The sequence below is a fragment of the Enterovibrio paralichthyis genome (assembly GCF_019209835.1).
Taxonomy (GTDB): Bacteria; Pseudomonadota; Gammaproteobacteria; order Enterobacterales; family Vibrionaceae; genus Enterovibrio; species Enterovibrio paralichthyis.
In genome coordinates this window covers 195,892-215,801 of the sequence record NZ_JAHUTS010000008.1, presented here as the reverse complement: position 1 = coordinate 215,801, position 19,910 = coordinate 195,892, and the positions used below count along the sequence as shown (strand labels likewise).

Genomic DNA, 19,910 nt, shown 5'->3' with positions numbered 1-19,910 from the left:
GCCGGGCTTTCACCAGACGGATTTGACTTACAGGTGTGATGTATTGTTATGCGTCGATACGCTTCAGCGCGATCAACACTGCGGTTTCGGCATCCAGTATTGGCATAGTAAGACCAACCGTAGAACACCACTCGCCGGAAAGCTCACAGCCCTCTTGTGTCCAGGCAGGCTGGCAGTTGACGATGTCGTTAAAGTTCTCCGGTGCGTCTATCAATTCGACCCGGTAAAGGGCGTCCGGTGAAAGCCCCGGAATGCGCACATGACCGCTCAGTGCATTGGTCGGCATGGCAAGCTGGGCGATTTGCACCACAGCTTCCGATTTATCTTCCGCCACGACGGCCAGTATCTGATGCGCCGCATCATCTGTCGGAACGCGCCAGGTTTTGCCGCTGTGCAGCAGTGGACGCAGTGATTTGTGCAGGGCAATGTAGCGCTCGAAACCCTGCTTTTCCTCCTGCGATTCCTTGACCGGATCCAGCTCAATCCCCATATGGCCAAACAGCGCAGTTAAGCCGCGGAATGCAATGCTGTGGCGGCGACGGGTGCTGTGGCAGTGCGCCGCACCAATGTGGCTTCCCATCACTTCCGGCGGGAAGAAGTAGCTCATGCCACGCTGGATATGCTGGCGCTCAAGCGCGTCGTTGTTGTCCGATGTCCAGAACCTGTGGGTGCGTTTCAGCACTTCAAAATCGATGCGGCCACCGCCTGCTGCGCAGGACTCGATTTCCACATTAGGATGGGCTGCTCGCACTTTGTCGACCAACGCATAGTAGCGCTCTGTCTGATTGTGGCCTGCAGCTTTACCTAAATGGCCAGGCTGAACGATCTCCCGGTTCATGTCCCACTTGATATAGGCGATGTTGTAAGTGCTCAGGAAATGATCGAGGCGAGAGAACAGGAACGCAAAGGCTTCGTCATTTTGCAGATCAATCACGTACTGGTTGCGTCCGGTAGGCTGCTCGTACCCATCAACTGCCAGCAACCACTCAGGATGCTCACGGTAAAGATCACTGTCTTTGTTGATCATTTCAGGCTCAAACCAGAGCCCGAACTCCATGCCCAACCGGTTCACATTGTCGATAACCGGTTTCAGGCCGTCGGGGTATTTCCCTTCATCAAGGAACCAGTCACCAAGGGCGGCTTTATCTCCATTGCGACCGCGGAACCAACCGTCATCAATGATAAAACGCTCAACGCCCATCGCCGCAGACTGTGTTGCCATCTCCATGATGTAACCCGGATTGTGGTCGAAGTAGATACCTTCCCAGGTATTGAGATGAATAGGTCTTGGTTTTTGCGCAAAGTCGGCTGGCAATATGGTTGCCCGGACATGGTCATGAAAGTGATGGCTCATGCCATTGAGGCCGTTGGCGCTGTAGCTGGCATACAGCCAAGGCGTGGTCAAGCTTTCGCCTTCCGCGAGCGCGATTTCACCCGGCAGGTAGATTTCTTCAGCCTGCATAATACGTCGGCCGTCGGTTTTCACATCCACGCGAAGGCGGTGGTTACCGCTCCAGGCAAAATGAAATCCCCACACTTCTCCGTGCATTTCATCAAAATGCGGAGTACCGGCGACAAGCGCCGGGTAATGCTCGTGGGATGTGCGGCCGCGGCGGTTTTCCTGCTGATAACCGCCTTGCAGCAAAGGCTGACGCACAGTCTGGAATTCATGTACCCAACGCCCATGATAGGTCATCAGCTCCCCTGCCCGCGCAGGCAGCGGCAAAGTGTTGGCTAGTCGGTTCACCTGATAATTGCTAGGTTTGTTGTTGGTCAGGGTATGACGCACTTTGAGTACATCGTGCTTGTCGAGCGATAACTCGGTCAACAGCGTCAAACCCGCACCTTCATCTGCGCTTTCCAGCGACAAGGTATCATCATGTTGTTCAACGTGATTGAGTGTAAACACCGGTGCCCAGTCCAAACCGTCACGATGACCTTCAATACCGGGGCTGCTGAACACACCGCGACCCAGCTCAGGGCTGAGTGTCATGGCGACATCGTTGTCCAGACGCCCATAAGGAACGGGACGACGGAGCGCCAACACAGCCTGGGTTTTATCCCCTGCTACCGGCTTTCCCCAATGAAGGATTTCAGCGGAGTCACCACACGCCAGCACCAATTGGCTGTCTGTACCATTTAATTCCAGGACCGTTTTTGTGTTCATCTCGTTATCTCACGGCATTTTACTTCTCGCCGAATAATAGGCGATTCCACAAGATCTTCCGTGAACCTCAGCACAAACTGGAAACGTTTACACAAATTAGTCTTATATGCACGTTTATTTGCCAGATGGCTGACATCCATGAACACACCGGAATTCACCTTATCTCCTACCCCCCCAGCCGCTTTCTAAATAAAAGCTGGCGCACATTTTTCATGATGCATTATTGTAAACGTTTACAGCACAAATCTAGAATGCAGCCATGAGCGCCGACAACGGGCGTGTCCGATGACAAAAACGCCCCTTGCGGTATGGCCACAGAACAAATTCGACAGGAAGACCATGACCACTTTTTCTGAAATCCTGCAGCGACGCGACTGGGAGAACCCACAGTCGGTCAATATCCATTGCCTGAAGGCACACAGCCCTCTTGCCAGCTACCGCACTCCTGCTGATGCACTGCAAAAGAATGCTCCTAACCGACGTTCACTTAATGGTGAGTGGGCTTTCCAGCTATTTGATGCCCCGGAAAACGTAGACGGTGATTTTATCGCGCCGGCCTTTGATGACAGCCATTGGTCACGCATTCCTGTTCCGGCTAACTGGCAAATGCACGGTTATGACAAGCCGATTTATGCCAACGTGAAATACCCGTTTGAGGTCAATCCGCCGTTTGTGCCAAAAGACAACCCGACCGGTTGTTACCGCACAAGCTTTACCCTTTCAGAGCAAGAGCTTGCTGAAACCCAGCGTATTATCTTTGATGGCGTGAACTCTGCGTTTCACCTTTGGTGTAACGGCCACTGGGTTGGCTATTCGCAAGACAGCCGCCTGCCTGCAGAGTTCGATCTCTCACCTTATCTAGTTTCAGGCACCAACAGCCTGGCTGTAATGGTCATGCGCTGGTGTGATGGCAGCTATCTGGAAGATCAGGACATGTGGTGGTTAAGTGGCATCTTCCGTGATGTCACTCTGCTGGCAAAACCCAAGCATTGCATTCAGGACGTGTTTGTCACACCGGATCTGGATCCCTGCTACCGCGATGGCTCACTTTCTGTGGTCACCCATATTGATGCGCCACAAAGCTACCAGGTGCAAATCCAGTTGTTTGACGGAGAACTGTCAGTCTCAGATCCGGTGACTGCCGGTACACATAACCGCCGCATTGACGAGCGCGGCAGCTATGACGATGTCGTATTCCAGACCCTTCACATCGACGCACCGAAAAAATGGAGTGCTGAGCAGCCTCACCTTTACCGCTTGGTGGTGTCGCTGCTGGATGAAAACGGCCAGCATGTGGAAAGCGAAAGCTATGCGGTGGGTTTCCGTAAAGTCGAAATCACAGACGGCCAACTTAAATTAAACGGTAAAGCGCTGCTGATCCGCGGTGTAAACCGCCACGAGCACCACCCTGAGTTGGGTCATGTGATGACCGAAGACGACATGGTGCGCGACATTTGCCTGCTTAAGCAAAACAACTTTAATGCCGTGCGCACGGCCCATTACCCGAACCACCCGCGCTGGTATGAGCTTTGTGATGAATATGGCCTCTATGTCTGCGACGAAGCCAACATCGAAACTCACGGCATGCAGCCGATGAACCGCTTGTCGGCCGACCCGATGTGGGCACACGCTTACATGAGCCGCTACACCCAAATGGTGCTGCGCGATAAAAACCACCCCAGCATCATTATTTGGTCCCTGGGCAATGAATCCGGGCATGGCAGCAACCACAGCGCCATGTATGGCTGGTCGAAACAGTTCGACCCTTCCCGCCCGGTGCAATACGAAGGCGGCGGCGCCAACACTTCCGCGACTGACATCATTGTGCCGATGTACGCCCGTGTGAACAGCACAATCGAAGATGACGCCGTGCCGAAGTGGCCACTGAAAAAGTGGATTTCCCTGCCGAATGAACAGCGTCCGCTTATCCTTTGCGAATACGCCCACGCCATGGGTAATAGCCTCGGCAGTTTCAGTGACTATTGGGAAGCGTTCCGTGAGTTCCCTCGCCTGCAAGGTGGCTTTATCTGGGACTGGGTTGATCAGGGACTTAGCCAGTGGGATGAGAGCGGCACCCATTTCTGGGCGTATGGCGGCGACTTTGGCGATACCATCAATGACCGCCAGTTTTGCATCAACGGTCTGATGTTCCCGGATCGCAGTGCCCATCCAACCGTGGAAGAAGCGAAATTCTGCCAGCGCATGATCACCGTTGAACTCATTGAACAAGGCAATGACGGCGTATCGCTGCGCGTGACCAATGAAAACCTGTTCCGCGCCACAGATAACGAGATGCTGACTTGGCAATTGCTCGAAAACGGTAAGGCCATTGCCTGTGGCGAAACAGTGCTAAACATTGGCGCTGAGCAAAGTGACACTATTGTGCTCCCTCTGGCCTACACGCCAAAAGCCGACGCGCAATATCACCTCAATACCGATATCGTGCTGGCAAAGGAGACGCCTTGGGCACCGGCAGGTCATGTGCTTGCCACCGAGCAGTTTGCGCTTACTAACACTTCAAGCCTGATGTTACCTGGCAAAGAGACAACAATAGCCCCAACCCTGTTACAGGAAGGGGAGTCCGTTCAGGTCATCACGGCAGATGGGGCGCAACAGTGGACGTGGAACCGCCAAAGCGGCTTGATGACAGCCTGGACGGCAAACGGTTCAGCAGTAATCAAAGAAGGCCCCACAGACAACTTCTACCGTGCGCCGCTAGACAACGACATTGGTGTGAGCGAAGTGGACAATGTTGATCCCAATGCCTGGGCATGCCGCTGGGATGCGGCTGGCATTGGCCGCTGGGAGCGCGAATGTGTTCAGTTTCATGCGGAGCAAGGGGCACGTTGTGTGCAGATAACCGCTTCGTTTGCTTATCACTTCCAGGGAAGCATTGCTGCACTCACGTGCTGGCACTACACAATCAATGGCTCAGGACAAGTCACGGTAGATGTTGACGTGAAACTGGCCGACTTCCTGCCGCCGATGCCACGTGTCGGCCTGAGTATGACGCTACCGCATAGCAGCGCAGCAGACGCCGTTTGCTGGAAAGGATTGGGGCCATTTGAAAACTATCCGGATCGCCTGGCAGCAGCACGTTTCGGTCACTACACCGCGCCACTTTCAGCCATGCACACACCGTATATCTTCCCGACCGACTGTGGGCTTCGTTGTGGAACGCGATGGCTCCAGGTTGGTGAAATGAATGTGTCAGGCGACTTCCAGTTCAATGTCAGCCAATATGACGCAATGCAACTGACGCAGGCTAAACATACCAACGAGCTGGACCCGCAAGACTGCGTCTACCTGAACATTGATCACCGCCATATGGGTGTGGGTGGCGATGATTCATGGAGCCCAAGTGTACACCGCGAGTTTCAGCTAAACGATAAACACTACCGTTATCAGATCGCGCTAAACCGCCGCTGATCCTATCTCGCGATTTCCCTCTTATCGCCCCTCACTCTGAGGGGCGAGTTTTTTGAAATCAGATTGATTGCGCATCACCTCTTTCATGGCAAAAATTGACGATAAGGCAGGAGCACACTAAAAACACATTAGTACATCCTAATTAATGGATTGACGTATGGACAGCTTTCTCAAGCAAAGAGAATGGGGTTGGTTTCAGGGCGGTATTGCTTTAGCTGCCATTTTCCTGCTCTCAGCTATCTTGGTTCAGCCTATTGGTGTGTCGACCCAATTCGTCATATTCGACGGTATTGTGTTAGATAGCGCAACGGATCTCACCCACGAAAGCGCTACCAACAAATCTGGTTTTGAAAGCAATAACGCCTACCTGAACAAAAGTGGCGGCAAATATGCAGAAAGCGTCGAACACCCGCTCAATTACGCCTTTGTCTTTGTGCTTTCAATGATATTGGGCGGCGCCCTCGGAAAGTGGTCATCGCGTACAGAAAGCCAAATCACCACCTACCAATCCACCAGCATGGGCGAATACCTCAAACTATTTATCGGCGGTTTTCTGGTGTTATTTGGCGCCCGTATGGCAGGCGGGTGCACCAGTGGGCACATGATGAGCGGCATGATGCAAACCTCTGTCAGCGGGTATGCCTTTGCCATCGCCGTTTTCGCTGTCGCTGTCCCTACCGCTATCTTTTTGAAAAAACGGGGAGGCAGCCTGTGACTATCCTCCTCGCCATAGTGCTTGGTACCTTGTTCGGTTTTGTGCTGCAGAAAAATGGCGTCACAAGAAGTGGCTCGGTCAGGAAGATGCTGCAACTGGAAGAATTCGTGCTGATGAAAAAAATCCTGCTTGGGATCGGCGGCAGCAGCTTGGTTCTTTTCATCCTTTTGAGTCTGGGATTGTTCAACACCAGCCATTTCAGCATCAAAAGCATGTATCTCGGCGTGTTGGTCGGGGGCGCTATCTTTGGCCTTGGATGGGGAATTGCGGGCTTCTGCCTCGGTACTGCGATCACCGCGTTGGGCGAGCTGAGCAAAAAGGCATTGGTCTTTGTACTCGGAGGATTGCTGGGCGCACTGGCATTTATGTATGCCTATGAGCCGCTCTCAGACACCATCCTGTTTGAACCGCTCGGTGGTGCAACCACTCTTGCCGACACCCAAAACGGCAAAAATCCTTCGGTTTTTGAGTCCCACTCCCTGCTCGTCGCAGGCGCTATTTCCGCAGTGTTTATCGGTATCGCGTTGTTGTTGCCGGGGAAGGTGGAGTAGAGATTCTTAGTACACACAAACCGTTTTAAGTTTTGCTTTGGTTTGTATTGCGAAGTGCCACATGGCAAAGGCCATGGCTTTAACTCTCAGCCTTTAAAGCATTATTCAACCACACTGTTTTGTGATACATTCCGGCAGTTTTTTGAATTCAAAGCGGTGCTATACCGTACTATTTCGACACACTTCAGCGGAGTGCTGAGTGTAAGTAACAAAATCATCAAGGAAAAATTTAAAGGCGCAGTAGATTACTGACGTATCCGCTTCATTGCCTCAGTTGCCTATCTGGCAACGCAAGGCCCTGTTTAACGTTGTACTTATGACCGTAGCTCAACCCCTCCCTGCTCCAAATCGTACAGTAAAAAAATTTGCTGAGTCACTTTTCCTGCTCAGTCCATTGATAGTGATGCTGTTTTCTATATTCAACTTTGTTGATACAAAATGGACACTTTCACGCCTTATTCCACTAGTATGCATTTATTGTATTTTCCGTTACAAAGGGGCGATGAAGACCAATTGGCATACACCTTCGCTAAAGCCACTGATGACTTCCAGTCTGGTTGTAGCGCTTTATTTTTCTATTACTCACGTGCTGCGTGGTGATGAGTTCGGCTTTTCCCGCACCTTGTTTACCTGTTTGTTTTACATACTACTTGTACCCTGGCGGCAAGTACCATCAACACTGATGACATATATCTTGTTATTCGCCGCAGTTTTTTGTGGTCTCAATGCGGGGTATGAATATTTTGTAATGGGTCTTTCCCGTGTTGGTATTGCAACAAACCCAATCCCTTACGCGCTTTACTGCGCTATGCTCTGTATCATCTCACTGTATTACTTATTAATTGCTCAAAGCTTAGCCATCAGGAGCATTGCCGGAATTGGTGTCGTTTTCTCGACCGCAGCACTTATGATGACAGGTGTTCGAGGCGTGTTGTTATTCTTACCCGCCGTCATTTTTTATCTGACAGTAAGGCTTCTTCCTGCATCCAAACGTTACTACAGCTTAACGTTGATGATTGTGGGTGCTTTGTCTGTTGGGGGGTATTGGGGATTCAAGGACACAATTGATAGCCGCCTGCAACAGACAGTAAAAGAGTTACAGAGCACATCATCTGGTAACAAAAACAATTCAATTGGTGTCAGGTTGGATTTATGGAAAACCGCCCTTTCCGCCTCAGAAAGTCATGCCATTTTTGGTTATGGAGACCTTGCACTAAGAGAAACAATAGCGAAACTACCAAACCCATCCGCAGCTTTGCAGCCACATACGCACAACCAATTTTTGGATACCTTAGCCCGAAGTGGTTTAGTTGGATTAGCATTACTACTTGCGTGGATTTTGTCGCCATTGCTTCGTATCTCATCCTTAAACAAGGCCCAGTTAGCATTGACGCCTCTTGTGAGCAGTCTTGTCCTGATGGTTTTGTTAGCGGGTTTAACAGACGTGCCGTTTCACCATACCCATCTTGTCTATTTGTATACATTACTGATGACGATGATATTGGTATTGGCAGAACCCGAAAATAACCTCGAAATCAGTAAGAACGGCGTGTAACAACCATCATCTTAGCAGGTGAGATTCCCTCACCTGTTGTTTTTCCTCCATATCCCATTGATCTCCCGGCGCATTTCCCTCTCGTTTTTTGTTTTTTTACAGTTGATGCCTTGGCTGGAAGCGACTATCCGCTATACCCAGGTGCCTGAGCGGCTCTACAGTGGTGATGAAAACTTCAGTGGTGACACTTACTACACCGACAAAGGCATCGATGTAAAACTGCGCCTTTGGGAAGAAAGCTATTGGTTACCGGAGACATCGGTTGGCCTTCGCGATTTGGGCGGAACAGGTCTGTTTGACGGTGAATATATTGCCGCCAGCAAGCATGTTGGCCCTCTCGACCTGACGTTGGGTGTTGGCTGGGGTTACATCGGCAACAGTGCCAACCTGCGCGGGAACAACAGCACGGATCTCGACTGTGGCCGTGATACTTCTTATACGGGAAAAGGCGGCAGCTTTGACTACAGCCGCTGGTTTACCGGTTGTATGTCAGTTTTCGGCGGTGTGGAATACCAAACGCCTTGGGAACCGCTGCGGTTTAAAGTTGAGTATGACAGCAACAACTACCGCTCGGATTTTGCGCCGGATATGGTGCAGGATTCTAAATTCAACTATGGTGCCATCTACCAGTTTGGTAATTGGGGGGATATTCGCGCCAGCTTCGAGCGTGGTAATACCTGGACCTTAGGCTTCACCCTGAAAACCAACTTCAATACCCTTTCGCAAAATTGGCTGGATACCCCTACCCCTGCGTATCAATCTACCCCAGACAAACCTGCAGAGGAGATTGAGTGGGACAGCGTGGCTGCGGATCTTGAGCGTATTGCTGGCTACAGTAGCGCAAAAATTTACGCGAATGACGACAGCGTTACCGTGGTTGCCAACCAGTCGAAATACCGCAAGCGTGAAACGGCGCATGAGAAAGCAGCGATGGTGCTGGCAAATACCGGCACAACCGCGATAGCATTCAATTTGATCGAGCAAAGCGCCAACCAACCGACCACTCAAACCGTGGTTGATGCAAAGGCGTATCGCCGCGTAGCGAACCAGGAGTACCTTGGCGCAGGCGTTAACGATGCGACCAGTGTTGTTGATCCGGTGACGCCTCGTGAGATGTTGCAAGTTGACAACAATGATCCATGGTCATTCAGCTTTGCACCGAACCTGCAGCAGTCTATTGGCGGCTCTGAAGATTTTTACCTGTTTAATATCGGTGTGGCTGGCGGTGCCAGCCTGTGGTTCAACGACCACATCGAACTGGGCGGCAATATTTACGTCAACCTTTACGACAACTACGATAAATTCCTCTACGACGTTCCACCGGATGGTACTGATCTAAAACGTGTAAGAACTCTGGTTCGCCAATATATCTCTGATAACCGCGTTCGTATGAGCAACCTTCAGCTGACCGCGTTTGATAAGTGGGGCGATGATATCTATGTTCAGGCCTATGGCGGCTATTTGGAAACCATGTTTGCCGGTGTAGGGGGCGAGATTCTCTATCGACCACTGAGCAGCAACTGGGCTTTCGGCCTGGATGTGAACTATGTTGCCCAGCGAGATCCCAACAACCAGTTTGGTATTTTCACTGAAGAGCGCCATTTCGACCCGACAACCGATCGTTACTACCGCGTTCAAACCGGCACGCCAACTGGCCACTTCACCACCTATTACCGTCCTGAATGGAGCTGGTTCGACGATTTGTTGATTAAAGCAAGTGTTGGCCAATATCTGGCAGAGGATAAAGGTGTCACACTGGATGTATCTAAGCAGTTCGACAGTGGTGTGATTGCCGGTGCCTATCTTGCGAAAACAAACCTTTCAGCCGAAGAATTCGGTGAAGGCAGTTTCAACAAAGGGTTCTATATTTCTATCCCGTTTGACATCTTCACCATTAAGCCAAGTGCCAACCGGGCAATGGTCGGATGGACACCACTTTCACGCGATGGTGGTCAAATGCTGGCACGGAAATACAGCCTGTACAGTATGACCGATGCGCGTTATCCGCGTTCGGAGTTTACGAATAGGTAAGAGTTGGAGATGGGAGATTGGAGATTAGAGATAAAAGATAAGAGAGAAGAGAGAAGAGAGAAGAGATAAAAGCTTGGGGTTTGGTCCCGGATTTCCAGCCTCTGGTCTCAGGTCTTTGGTCTTTGGTCTTTGGTCTCAGGTCTCTAGTCTCAGGTCTCTAGTCTCAGGTCTCAGGTCTCAGGTCTCAGGTCTCTAGTCTCTAGTCTCAGGTCTCGTGCCCTATCACTACCCTTTCAGCCAAACCGCGCGCTTCTATCTCTTTTGCGAACGCTTCTTGTGCTTGGGTATCGCCGTGGACGATGCGGACTTGTTTTGGTGTTTCTCCGATGCCCGAGATAAATTGGAGTAAATCGCGCTGATCTGCATGGGCTGAATAGCCTGACATTGAGTGGATATGTGCATTTACTTCGATGGTGTTGTCACTGATCGTCACTGCTCGGGCACCGCTTTGTATCTCCCGCCCCAAGGTTCCATCAGCCTGATAGCCCGCCAGAATGACATCTGTTCTGGGATCCGGAAGAAGCGCTTCCAGGTAGTTGAGCATGCGCCCGCCGTTACACATGCCACTGGCTGCGACGACGATGGCTGGCTCGCCAGTTTGCTTCAACCGGTTTATCAGCGCCTGATGTTCGGTATGTGAATTAATGACAATGCACTGTTCAAATGCCAGCGGATGTCGTCCTGAATCCAGCTTTTCCTTTGCTTCCTCTCCCCAAAGGGCTTTGAATGTCCGGTATTGCTCTGTCACTTTGGCGGCCATGGGCGAATCAAGAATAACTGGGATTTTTGACCACTCGCGCTTTTCAAAATCATCTAACTGGGTGGCGATAATCGTTTCCAGATCAAACAGTAACTCTTGCGTTCTTCCCACGCTGAATGCAGGAATTAGGATCACGCCGCCATTTACAAGTGAGCGGGTGATAAGCGCTTTTAACCTGTCTCCCCTTTGAGCGACGGACTCATGAACTCCATCACCATAGGTACTTTCTATAACAAGGATATCTGCGCGGGCAGGAGGCTTAGGATCGGGAAGTAATGGCGTATTAGATGGGCCGAGGTCACCGGAGAAAACAATGATTTCTTCAGAAGGTAATCGAACCTCGATATAAGCAGAGCCGAGAATATGACCGGCAGGCTGAAAACGGATATCCGCGACTGGATCACTTGCACCATTAACAGTGTGCCAAGTGCCGTAATGCAGTGGTACCGTTAACGTTCTGATGAGTTTTAGTATTTTCTCCCGCCCTTTCCGTGCCATACCCAGTTGCAAGCGCAACGCATCATCCAGCATGAGTGGCAAGAGGTTAGCCGTTGCTAACGTGCAGAAAATGGGGGAGTTAAAACCGGCAGCGAGTAGCCATGGAAGTCGACCGATGTGATCAATATGGGCGTGAGTGATAAGCAAAGCATCGACATCATGCACATCAAACTCTATGTCCAGCGGGCGCACCTCGCTCCCCTGAAACAGGCCGCAATCAATCAACAGTTTGCCTTGCTCTGTCGCAAGCTCATGGCATGAACCGGTCACACCGTTTTTTGCGCCATGGTGAAAAATGACCATTCTGTACCCTATCTTAGCTATGAGGGTTCAGCAATTTGCTGCCTTCGATATAACAAACTTTTTTAGTGAGTATAAAAATCAAAGCAACTCAGAATACATAAAAACGGAACCACACATGCTTACATACTCTTCTCGCCACTTACTCTCTTATCGATTCAAATATTTTTAGGATTGAAATCAATATGATGAAGAAATATACAACATGCGTATGATGAAATGGAACATCAGTTAGCCCTGCTAAACCAACCATTACGACAATAGCAACAACAAGTGGATCGGAATCAAATGCCAACTTATTGTGTTCATTGAGTCTCAGCAACGCAGTTATCAACCAAGATAAAATGAGCAGCATACCAATCAGTCCATACCTAGCATATGCATCGATAAACTGATTGTGTAAATGTGGCTGAAATACTGCCCCAGGATTAGGTATAGATTGAATTACTTTCTGTAATTTTTCATCTCCAGCCCCAAACACCAAGTCATCACCTGCCGCCATTAAGCCATATTGCCAGAGATTCAAACGAACACCGATATTAGATGAAAGGTTGCCATCGTTGATAGCGCGGAGTTCAATCAGTGTTTGGTTATATCTATCTTCAATACTGCCATGAAAAAGAGACGCCAAAACAAAGATTATCACAAACGCGATACATGTCGTTTTTATATGGTTTTTTTTTGAGGATGGTATGAGTCTCAACACCATAAAAGTCACTACAAAAGGATACGCTAATATCACTCCCCTTACTTCAGTTAGTATTAAAGCAACAGTAGACATAACAAATCCCATCAATAAAAAAAGACCTAGGGAGTCATGCCGCCCCTTGATAGCAAAAGCAATACATACCAATGACAATAATGAGCAATACAATGCATAAGGGATTGCATTTACCGCCACACCGGGACGCTCTACACCCATAACGTAAAATTCATACAGTGCATTTAAACCCGCAGTGATAGATGCAAATGCGATTAGATATTTAATGACACTCTTCGGTATCAATCGCCATGGTACTACAATTACATACAAAACACTGGTAAACAATGTTCGTGGGAGGGAAAAGTTATCGCCACGCAATAGGTGAGCTAGACTAAAATATAAAAAAATGCAGCCACTAATTAACAGAAGCGGCCGCACCTCTCCTAGGGAAATGTTCTCTTTAACTGATTCCCTATGAAAAATAACACAATAGATAGACACTAATGGAATTAGCCTTGACATAATCCATTTCGTATCCGAGAAATTAAATATAACTCCAAACAAAGCAATTAGAGGGGATATCAAGAACAACACCATCAAAAAGCTTCTAAATTCCTTTTTTATCACATTAGAGCCAGCTATCATGTTTTAATACTTTAAATTATAGATATTGAAAACCAATTTCATTACTTATAGAAACAGCACCTCTAGATTATATCAACAATCAGACAAATCTAATTCTCTAACCCTCTTATTATACATTTTTTTTAACATCCATTTTTTATATAGAGAGTATAATTCTCTTGTCGGCTTACGATGAATTGCTGTTTTGTTGTTATCAGCATTTTGAATAGTAGACACATGATGTCCGTGGTCAACAACTAAGCAAGGTGACAGTTGGTAAGAATACTGACCATGAATGTAGTTAGCACCGACGAAGCAATCAACTGGTAAACACCAGCGGTGCTTTATCAAGCGCATAGCTGCTGATGGGGATATGGCATATGCTCTTAGTCCGCCATAATTATCTTCCATCAAGCTTATCGTGTAGTCACCAATTTGATTGACTTGTTTATACTTTCCATTCGGTTCTATAGCCTCAAGTCGAATGAAACCATACGTATCGGCTTGTTCTAAAGCCAGTGGAACAATTTCAGCAGCATTTTCATTGAGCTCAATATCATCCTCACAAACGATGATGGAATGACCAAGCTCTATACACTTAAGCCAAAGATAATAATGACTTGCGTAACAACCAACTTCGCCCAATGAAGGCATTTTACCACTGGTAAACCACAAGCGCTTAGCGTAATCATAGTCTTGAGCCAGTGTTGGTGTACCCTGATGCCCATCAACTGCATCAAAGAAAGCAAAGTCGAGTTTTTTGGTTTCCATTTGCCGTGCGACAAGTTCTCGTCGCTCCCTGGATCGCTTCAAGCTGATTACATGAATTTTGGTGCTCACCATTACTAAAACTCTCTGTGTATACGAGCCAAAATGGTATCTCAAATCATCGTGGTGCGCGAAGAGTTTCGACTTATGTGTACAATGTTCTTTCATCTGACGCTGCGTAACAGAAAAGCACTTAGTAATGACGAACTGAAATGAGTACCAAATAATTGCTGTTAAAACAAAAAAGCAGCTTCATTAAGCTGCTTTTACGAGACATCGCTAACCATCATTCTATGATATCGACCGTTTTAAAGATACGATGTTAGGCCTCTTCGCCATTTCTTTCCAAACTAAATCACCTATATCGTTCGTCGGTGTAAAATCCGCTGGTGCTTCTAGCAAAATTCTACGAATAGCTTCATGGTCAAAGTTATGACAGGCTGCATCCAACTCATCTAATAAGGCCAAGCAATCTGGGAGTGGTAGATATCTCTCATTCGCTGTCATTATCCGCTCATGCTCCGTCCTTTCAACCGAACTGCCAATGAGAAGCTCTTCGTATAACTTTTCTCCAGGACGAAGACCCGTGTAGTGAATCTCAATATCACCATCTAGATTGTCTTCACTTTTGACTTCTAAGCCAGAAAGTTGGATGAGGTTTTTAGCAAGGTCTACAATTTTTACTGGTTCACCCATATCAAGTACAAAGACATCTCCTCCCTTAGCCATTGCCCCTGCCTGGATAACAAGCTGTGCAGCCTCGGGAATTGTCATAAAATAGCGGATAATATCCGGATGGGTCACGGTTACTGGACCACCTGTTTCAATTTGCTTTTTGAAAAGCGGTATAACTGAACCCGATGAACCAAGCACATTCCCGAATCGAACCATTGAAAACGTTGTACCCGCAGATTCCTTTTGTCGCTCTGCTCGAGCCATAGCCTGGAGGACCAGCTCGGCCATCCTTTTTGTTGTTCCCATTACATTTGTTGGGCGTACAGCTTTATCTGTTGATATTAGAACAAACGACTCTACACCAGCCTCTTTTGCAGCTTTTGCTGAGTAATAAGTACCAAATACGTTGTTCCTAACACCCTCTACGACATTGAACTCTACAAGTGGAACATGCTTATATGCTGCTGCATGATAGACAGTCTGAACCCCAAAGTTCTTCATTATTACTGAAAGGCGGTTTATTCTTTGAACTGAGCCGATAAGCGGTATGATATCCAGCCTGCTCCCTTGCTCAGATACTGTAGTTCTTAATTCCCTGTCAATATTATAAAGAGCAAACTCTGAAACATCGAAAAGAATCAGCTTTTTAGCACCCAACCTTGTTATTTGACGACACAACTCTGAGCCGATTGACCCTCCAGCACCAGTAACCATAACTACTTTATTGCGGATATTCTTCTCTAATAAGTTTTTTTGTGGCTCAACTGGATCTCTTCCTAAAAGATCTTCAATTTCTACATCTTTTAGTTCATCAATTTTGGCTCTCCCTTCCACAATATCCTTCATGTTAGGAACAGTAAGAACTTCTGCAGGAAGGTGTACTAGTGAATCAATAATCTGTTTTCTTTTAGAGCGAGTCGCACTTGGAACCGCTAATAAGATTTGTTTCACGTCATGTTTTTCGGTTAAAAGTGCAGCAGCATCTGCGAGATACACATTCAGTCCGAGAATAACTGTACTTTTCAATGTTCGGTCTTCATCGATAAAAGCAACCACTTTATGGGAGTCAGAAGAACGCAAAGCGACTGCTAATTGTCTTCCTGCAGATCCCGCGCCATATATCAAAACAGGAATTTTTGAACCACGGCTAGATTGATTATATAAAGACCTGACACTTAATCTTATTCCACCACACAAAATACACAAAAAGGCCGCATAGATGATAGGTACAGAGCGCGGCATTGGGGCCCCGAAATAAAACGCAAAGACGGCGAGAGAAAAAGCCGAAACAATAGTACCTGTACATACCACTGCCAGAATGTGAAATGTGAGATAACGTAAAACTGCTCTATACAGTCCTAGGTACCTAAATACCAATACAGTAATAATTGTGGATGCTATCAATACATAGTGTATTGAGTTTATATGAAGTGGTGGAGCTACTCCAAGCCGTGTCCAATAAGCGCCATAAAATGAAACTGTAATAAAAAACACGTCACTGATTACGCTCACAATGCGTTTATTGAATCTTGATAATTCCCATACGACGTTTAACCAAGCCATAATTAACCTTTTAAAACAAGCCAACCAGCATAATTTTCTCTATCATCTTGAGGCTTTGATTAGTACTTTTCTGATTACACGACACGTTTTTTCAACCTCTTGGTCACTCAATGTAGGATGAACAAGAAACATCAAGCTGGTTTCGCCCAGTTTAACTGCATTTTCAAGGCGCGTAGCAGGCCTAAATCCTGTTCCATCAAAAGCCTTTTCTAAATAAATTTCTGAGCAACTTCCATGATATACAGGTACGCCTTCAGCATTAATTTCATCAATAATTTTGTCTCTTGTCCAACCTGATTGTAGATGGGATTGCTCAATGAAAAGGTAATGTTTGTACTCCGCATGTTCAATATATTCAGGAACCTGGACCTTGCGCACGATTGAGAGATCTGCAACCGCCTCATCAATCGCAGAGGCATTTTTTTTACGTAGCGCTGTCCATAATGCCATACGCGAAAGCTGAATTCGACCAATCACACCTTGAATTTCTGTCATACGCCAGTTGGTACCGAAGCTTTCGTGCACCCAACGAAATCCTGATGGATGTTGTCTATTATATATAGCGTCATAACTTTTACCGTGGTCTTTATATGACCACATTTTAGACCAAAATGATTTGTCATTTGTAGTTACCATGCCACCTTCACCACCGGTAGTCATAATTTTATCCTGACAAAACGACCATGCACCAATGTGGCCGATGCTCCCTACACTCCTACCTTTGTACTTAGCGCCATGAGCTTGTGCGCAATCTTCAACAACAAAAAAGTTCCTTTCTTTAGCCAGTGCCATGATATCGTCCATTTCAGCGGGCATGCCTGCAAGGTGCACAACGATCACGGCTTTTGTATTTTCAGTCAGTACCGCTTCAATCGATTTGGCGGTAATGTTCTGGCTGTTGAGATCTACATCTGCAAATACGGGGGTTGCACCTGCAGTAACAATACTTGACGCAGATGCTAAGAACGTACGGGGGGTCGTGATCACTTCATCTCCGGCTCCGACACCAATTGCCTTCAATGCTAAATCAAGTGCTAACGTGCCATTTCCAAGTGCAATCGCATACTCGCAGCCCACCCAAGCGGCAAACTCTTTTTCAAACTCTCTACATTCAGTTCCTGTCCAATAGTTTACTTTGTTGGACAACATGACACGACTTACGGCATTCGCCTCTTCTTGAGTGAATGACGGCCACGGAGAGAATTGGGTATTTAACACTTAATGAGTCCTTAGGAGTTTATCACTTGGGCTGGCGTGCCAATGACAGTGACATTCTCTAGAACATCTTTTGTCACAGTCGCACCCGCACCTACTATTGCATCTGCACCGATTTGTTTTAGCTGTATAACTTGGGCACCGATACCAATCCAAGCTCTTTGATTTACGTTTACCGCACCCGCAAGAAGTGCGCCCGGGCATACGTGTACACCATCAGCGATGGAACAATCATGCTCTATAATCGCACCAGTGTTGATGATACAACTTTTGCCAATCACTGCGAATGCATTTATCACCGACTTAGCGCTAACAAGTGTTCCTTGGCCTACTTTGGCGTAGCAGCTTACTACAGCTGAAGGGTCGATGAGACTTGGCAAATTGGCGCCATGAGAATCAAGCTCATAAAACTTTGATAATCTGAGTTTATTATTTCCAATACCAATAAAAACCGCATCAAAATCCGACACTGATAATTTTAGAGCTTCGGTATCACCCTCGATTGACCAATGCTCAATATCCCTTAGACTTGGCCACCTATCATCAAAGAAAACTATATGCTTGTAACCATTCTTCTGCGCGATATCTGCAACCACTTTTCCGTGGCCGCCCGCACCAAGTATTGCGCATTTAGTCATGCTTATTTCCTTTGAATGGTTCTGTGGTGACATGATTTGTGGCAGTAATACCTTCTTTAATAAACACTTTTTTGATGGTCTTAAAGAGAATCTTGATATCGAGTAGGAATGACTGATTTTCTACATACCATACATCCAGTTTAAATTTGTCTTCCCAGCTAATCGCATTTCGGCCATTGATTTGCGCCCAACCAGTAATGCCTGGACGTACGTCATGACGTCTAGCTTGCTCAGCACTGTAGAGTGGAAGATATTGCATAAGTAAAGGTCGAGGCCCAACAAGACTCATGTCTCCTTTCAGAACATTCCACAATTCTGGCAGTTCATCTAAGCTGGATCCTCTTAACCTGTTACCGAAGCCTGTCATCCTTTCCGCATCAGGTAGCGTATTACCTTTTTCGTCGACAGCGTCCTTCATTGTTCTGAACTTAACCATGTAAAACGGTTTCCCATCCTTTCCTGGACGCTGTTGACGAAATAGCACAGGTGAGCCGAGGTTGTTTTTAATTTTATATGCCACTAAAGCAATAATAGGAGAAAATACAACTAAGCATATTAACGATACGACAATGTCAAACGCCCTTTTCATCACTCACCTTTAAGATCTTAAATAACGCTTCATTTACTTTGTGAACATCAAATTTGTTTTTGGCCATGTCGTAACTGATTTTACCCATGGCTTGGCTTTGTTCTTCGTTCTCGATGAACCAGCACATTTTTTCATAGAGCTCAGCAGCATTGCCTTTTTCCACCAGCCATCCGTTTACACCATTCTCTACCGTATCTCGACATCCTGGTACATCGGTTGTAAGGATCGGCTTGGCCATTGCCATGGCTTCTAACACTGTTCTAGGTAATCCCTCGTGATATGACGGCAGCACGAAAACGCCTGTATCTGCAATGAATGGTCGAACATCTGATGTGGCACCATGGTATATCACTGTGCCTTTGTCATGCCATTGCATGACTTCTCTCTCGCTAATTCCGTTTGGTGATGGATCTTCTGGTCCAACTAGATGGAACTCTGCATCAGGGTATTTTTTCTGGGTTAGCTCGGCAGCTTCGATGTACTCACGGATCCCTTTATCAATAAGCAGACGGGCAATAAGCAAAAATTTTGAACTTGATGCTGGGATATCGTTTGGAATAAACCTATCCAAGTTCACACCCGAGCCACTCACAAGGTGACATTTTTCTTTGTCCACAATGTTATTCTCGACAAAGTAATTGAGGTTATCTTTATTTTGAAACGTTACCGTTTTTGCGTTTTTTAGCGACACTCGATAAAGGAAGGTAACTATCGCGACGAGCAGGTTTTTCTTCCAACTTCCTTTTTGGAAGGCGAAGCCTAGCCCCGTGATGAGTGCATTGAAGTTTTTAAATCCAATAAGTCGGGCCGCGATACCCCCAAACACAACAGGTTTGACGGTGTAAGCCAGGATGCTATCTGGCTTCAATGTTAGATAGAACCGAATAAACCGCAGGATGACAAAAAAATCTTCGATTGGGTTAATGCCATTTCTGCTTACTTTGTAGTCATGATACTCATCAGCAATCTCGAGAATGTTCTCTACTTCTTTTTCAGTCGCTCCCGACGATAACGCTGCAACGCTAACACCGTTTTTCGACAGGCCTTGAAGCATATCTCCTCTAAAGTTAACGAGAGAGGAGGGATAGGCCGAAATAACTAGCATTTTCATAATGGTTCTCGTTTTGAA

The 19,910-nt window shown here is 47.1% G+C and carries 13 protein-coding genes and 1 pseudogene; 5 read left to right on the top strand and 9 right to left on the bottom strand.

From position 1 onward, the window contains the following. Positions 1 to 46: 46 nt before the first annotated feature. Positions 47 to 2,167, bottom strand: coding sequence for an alpha-galactosidase (locus tag KU854_RS12255; protein ID WP_218358817.1), 2,121 nt, complete (start codon positions 2,165 to 2,167; stop codon positions 47 to 49). A 339-nt stretch (positions 2,168 to 2,506) separates the two neighbouring features. On the opposite strand from KU854_RS12255, the gene KU854_RS12250 reads away from it, so the two are divergent. The 5 genes and pseudogenes from KU854_RS12250 to KU854_RS12230 all read left to right on the top strand — a co-directional run. Next, complete coding sequence (locus KU854_RS12250; protein WP_218358833.1) at positions 2,507 to 5,596, top strand: beta-galactosidase; 3,090 nt, start codon at positions 2,507 to 2,509, stop codon at positions 5,594 to 5,596. A gap of 157 nt (positions 5,597 to 5,753) precedes the next feature. Further along, positions 5,754 to 6,311, top strand: a complete 558-nt coding sequence (locus KU854_RS12245; protein ID WP_218358816.1) for a YeeE/YedE thiosulfate transporter family protein — start codon at positions 5,754 to 5,756, stop codon at positions 6,309 to 6,311. Continuing rightward, positions 6,308 to 6,862 carry a DUF6691 family protein gene (locus tag KU854_RS12240; protein ID WP_218358815.1) on the top strand — a complete coding sequence of 185 codons (555 nt, stop codon included), beginning with the start codon at positions 6,308 to 6,310 and terminating at the stop codon, positions 6,860 to 6,862. The genes KU854_RS12245 and KU854_RS12240 overlap by 4 nt, the downstream gene beginning before the upstream one ends. A 316-nt stretch (positions 6,863 to 7,178) precedes the next feature. Continuing rightward, on the top strand, positions 7,179 to 8,417 hold the full coding sequence (locus KU854_RS12235; RefSeq protein ID WP_218358814.1) for an O-antigen ligase family protein: 1,239 nt from the start codon (positions 7,179 to 7,181) through the stop codon (positions 8,415 to 8,417). Between the two features lie 96 nt (positions 8,418 to 8,513). Next, positions 8,514 to 10,448 (top strand): annotated as a pseudogene (locus tag KU854_RS12230) (YjbH domain-containing protein); the annotation flags it as partial. Positions 10,449 to 10,653: 205 nt separating this feature from the next. On the opposite strand, the gene KU854_RS12225 reads toward KU854_RS12230, so the two are convergent. The 8 genes from KU854_RS12225 to KU854_RS12190 form a co-directional block, all read right to left on the bottom strand. After that, entirely contained in the window at positions 10,654 to 12,009 is a 1,356-nt protein-coding gene (locus KU854_RS12225; RefSeq protein ID WP_218358813.1) for an MBL fold metallo-hydrolase RNA specificity domain-containing protein, read from the bottom strand. Positions 12,010 to 12,148: 139 nt separating this feature from the next. Further along, positions 12,149 to 13,354 carry an O-antigen ligase family protein gene (locus tag KU854_RS12220; RefSeq protein ID WP_218358812.1) on the bottom strand — a complete coding sequence of 402 codons (1,206 nt, stop codon included), beginning with the start codon at positions 13,352 to 13,354 and terminating at the stop codon, positions 12,149 to 12,151. A 72-nt stretch (positions 13,355 to 13,426) separates the two neighbouring features. Then, on the bottom strand, positions 13,427 to 14,176 hold the full coding sequence (locus KU854_RS12215) for a glycosyltransferase family 25 protein (RefSeq protein WP_218358811.1): 750 nt from the start codon (positions 14,174 to 14,176) through the stop codon (positions 13,427 to 13,429). Between the two features lie 216 nt (positions 14,177 to 14,392). After that, on the bottom strand, positions 14,393 to 16,339 hold the full coding sequence (locus KU854_RS12210) for a polysaccharide biosynthesis protein (RefSeq protein ID WP_218358810.1): 1,947 nt from the start codon (positions 16,337 to 16,339) through the stop codon (positions 14,393 to 14,395). A gap of 42 nt (positions 16,340 to 16,381) precedes the next feature. Further along, a complete protein-coding gene (locus KU854_RS12205; RefSeq protein WP_218358809.1) occupies positions 16,382 to 17,557 on the bottom strand; it encodes a DegT/DnrJ/EryC1/StrS family aminotransferase in 1,176 nt (391 codons plus the stop codon). Between the two features lie 11 nt (positions 17,558 to 17,568). Then, entirely contained in the window at positions 17,569 to 18,192 is a 624-nt protein-coding gene (locus tag KU854_RS12200; protein ID WP_218358808.1) for an acetyltransferase, read from the bottom strand. After that, positions 18,185 to 18,781, bottom strand: coding sequence for a sugar transferase (locus KU854_RS12195; RefSeq protein ID WP_218358807.1), 597 nt, complete (start codon positions 18,779 to 18,781; stop codon positions 18,185 to 18,187). The genes KU854_RS12200 and KU854_RS12195 overlap by 8 nt, the downstream gene beginning before the upstream one ends. Further along, complete coding sequence (locus KU854_RS12190; protein ID WP_218358806.1) at positions 18,765 to 19,892, bottom strand: glycosyltransferase family 4 protein; 1,128 nt, start codon at positions 19,890 to 19,892, stop codon at positions 18,765 to 18,767. The genes KU854_RS12195 and KU854_RS12190 overlap by 17 nt, the downstream gene beginning before the upstream one ends. Between the last annotated feature and the right edge of the window lie 18 nt (positions 19,893 to 19,910).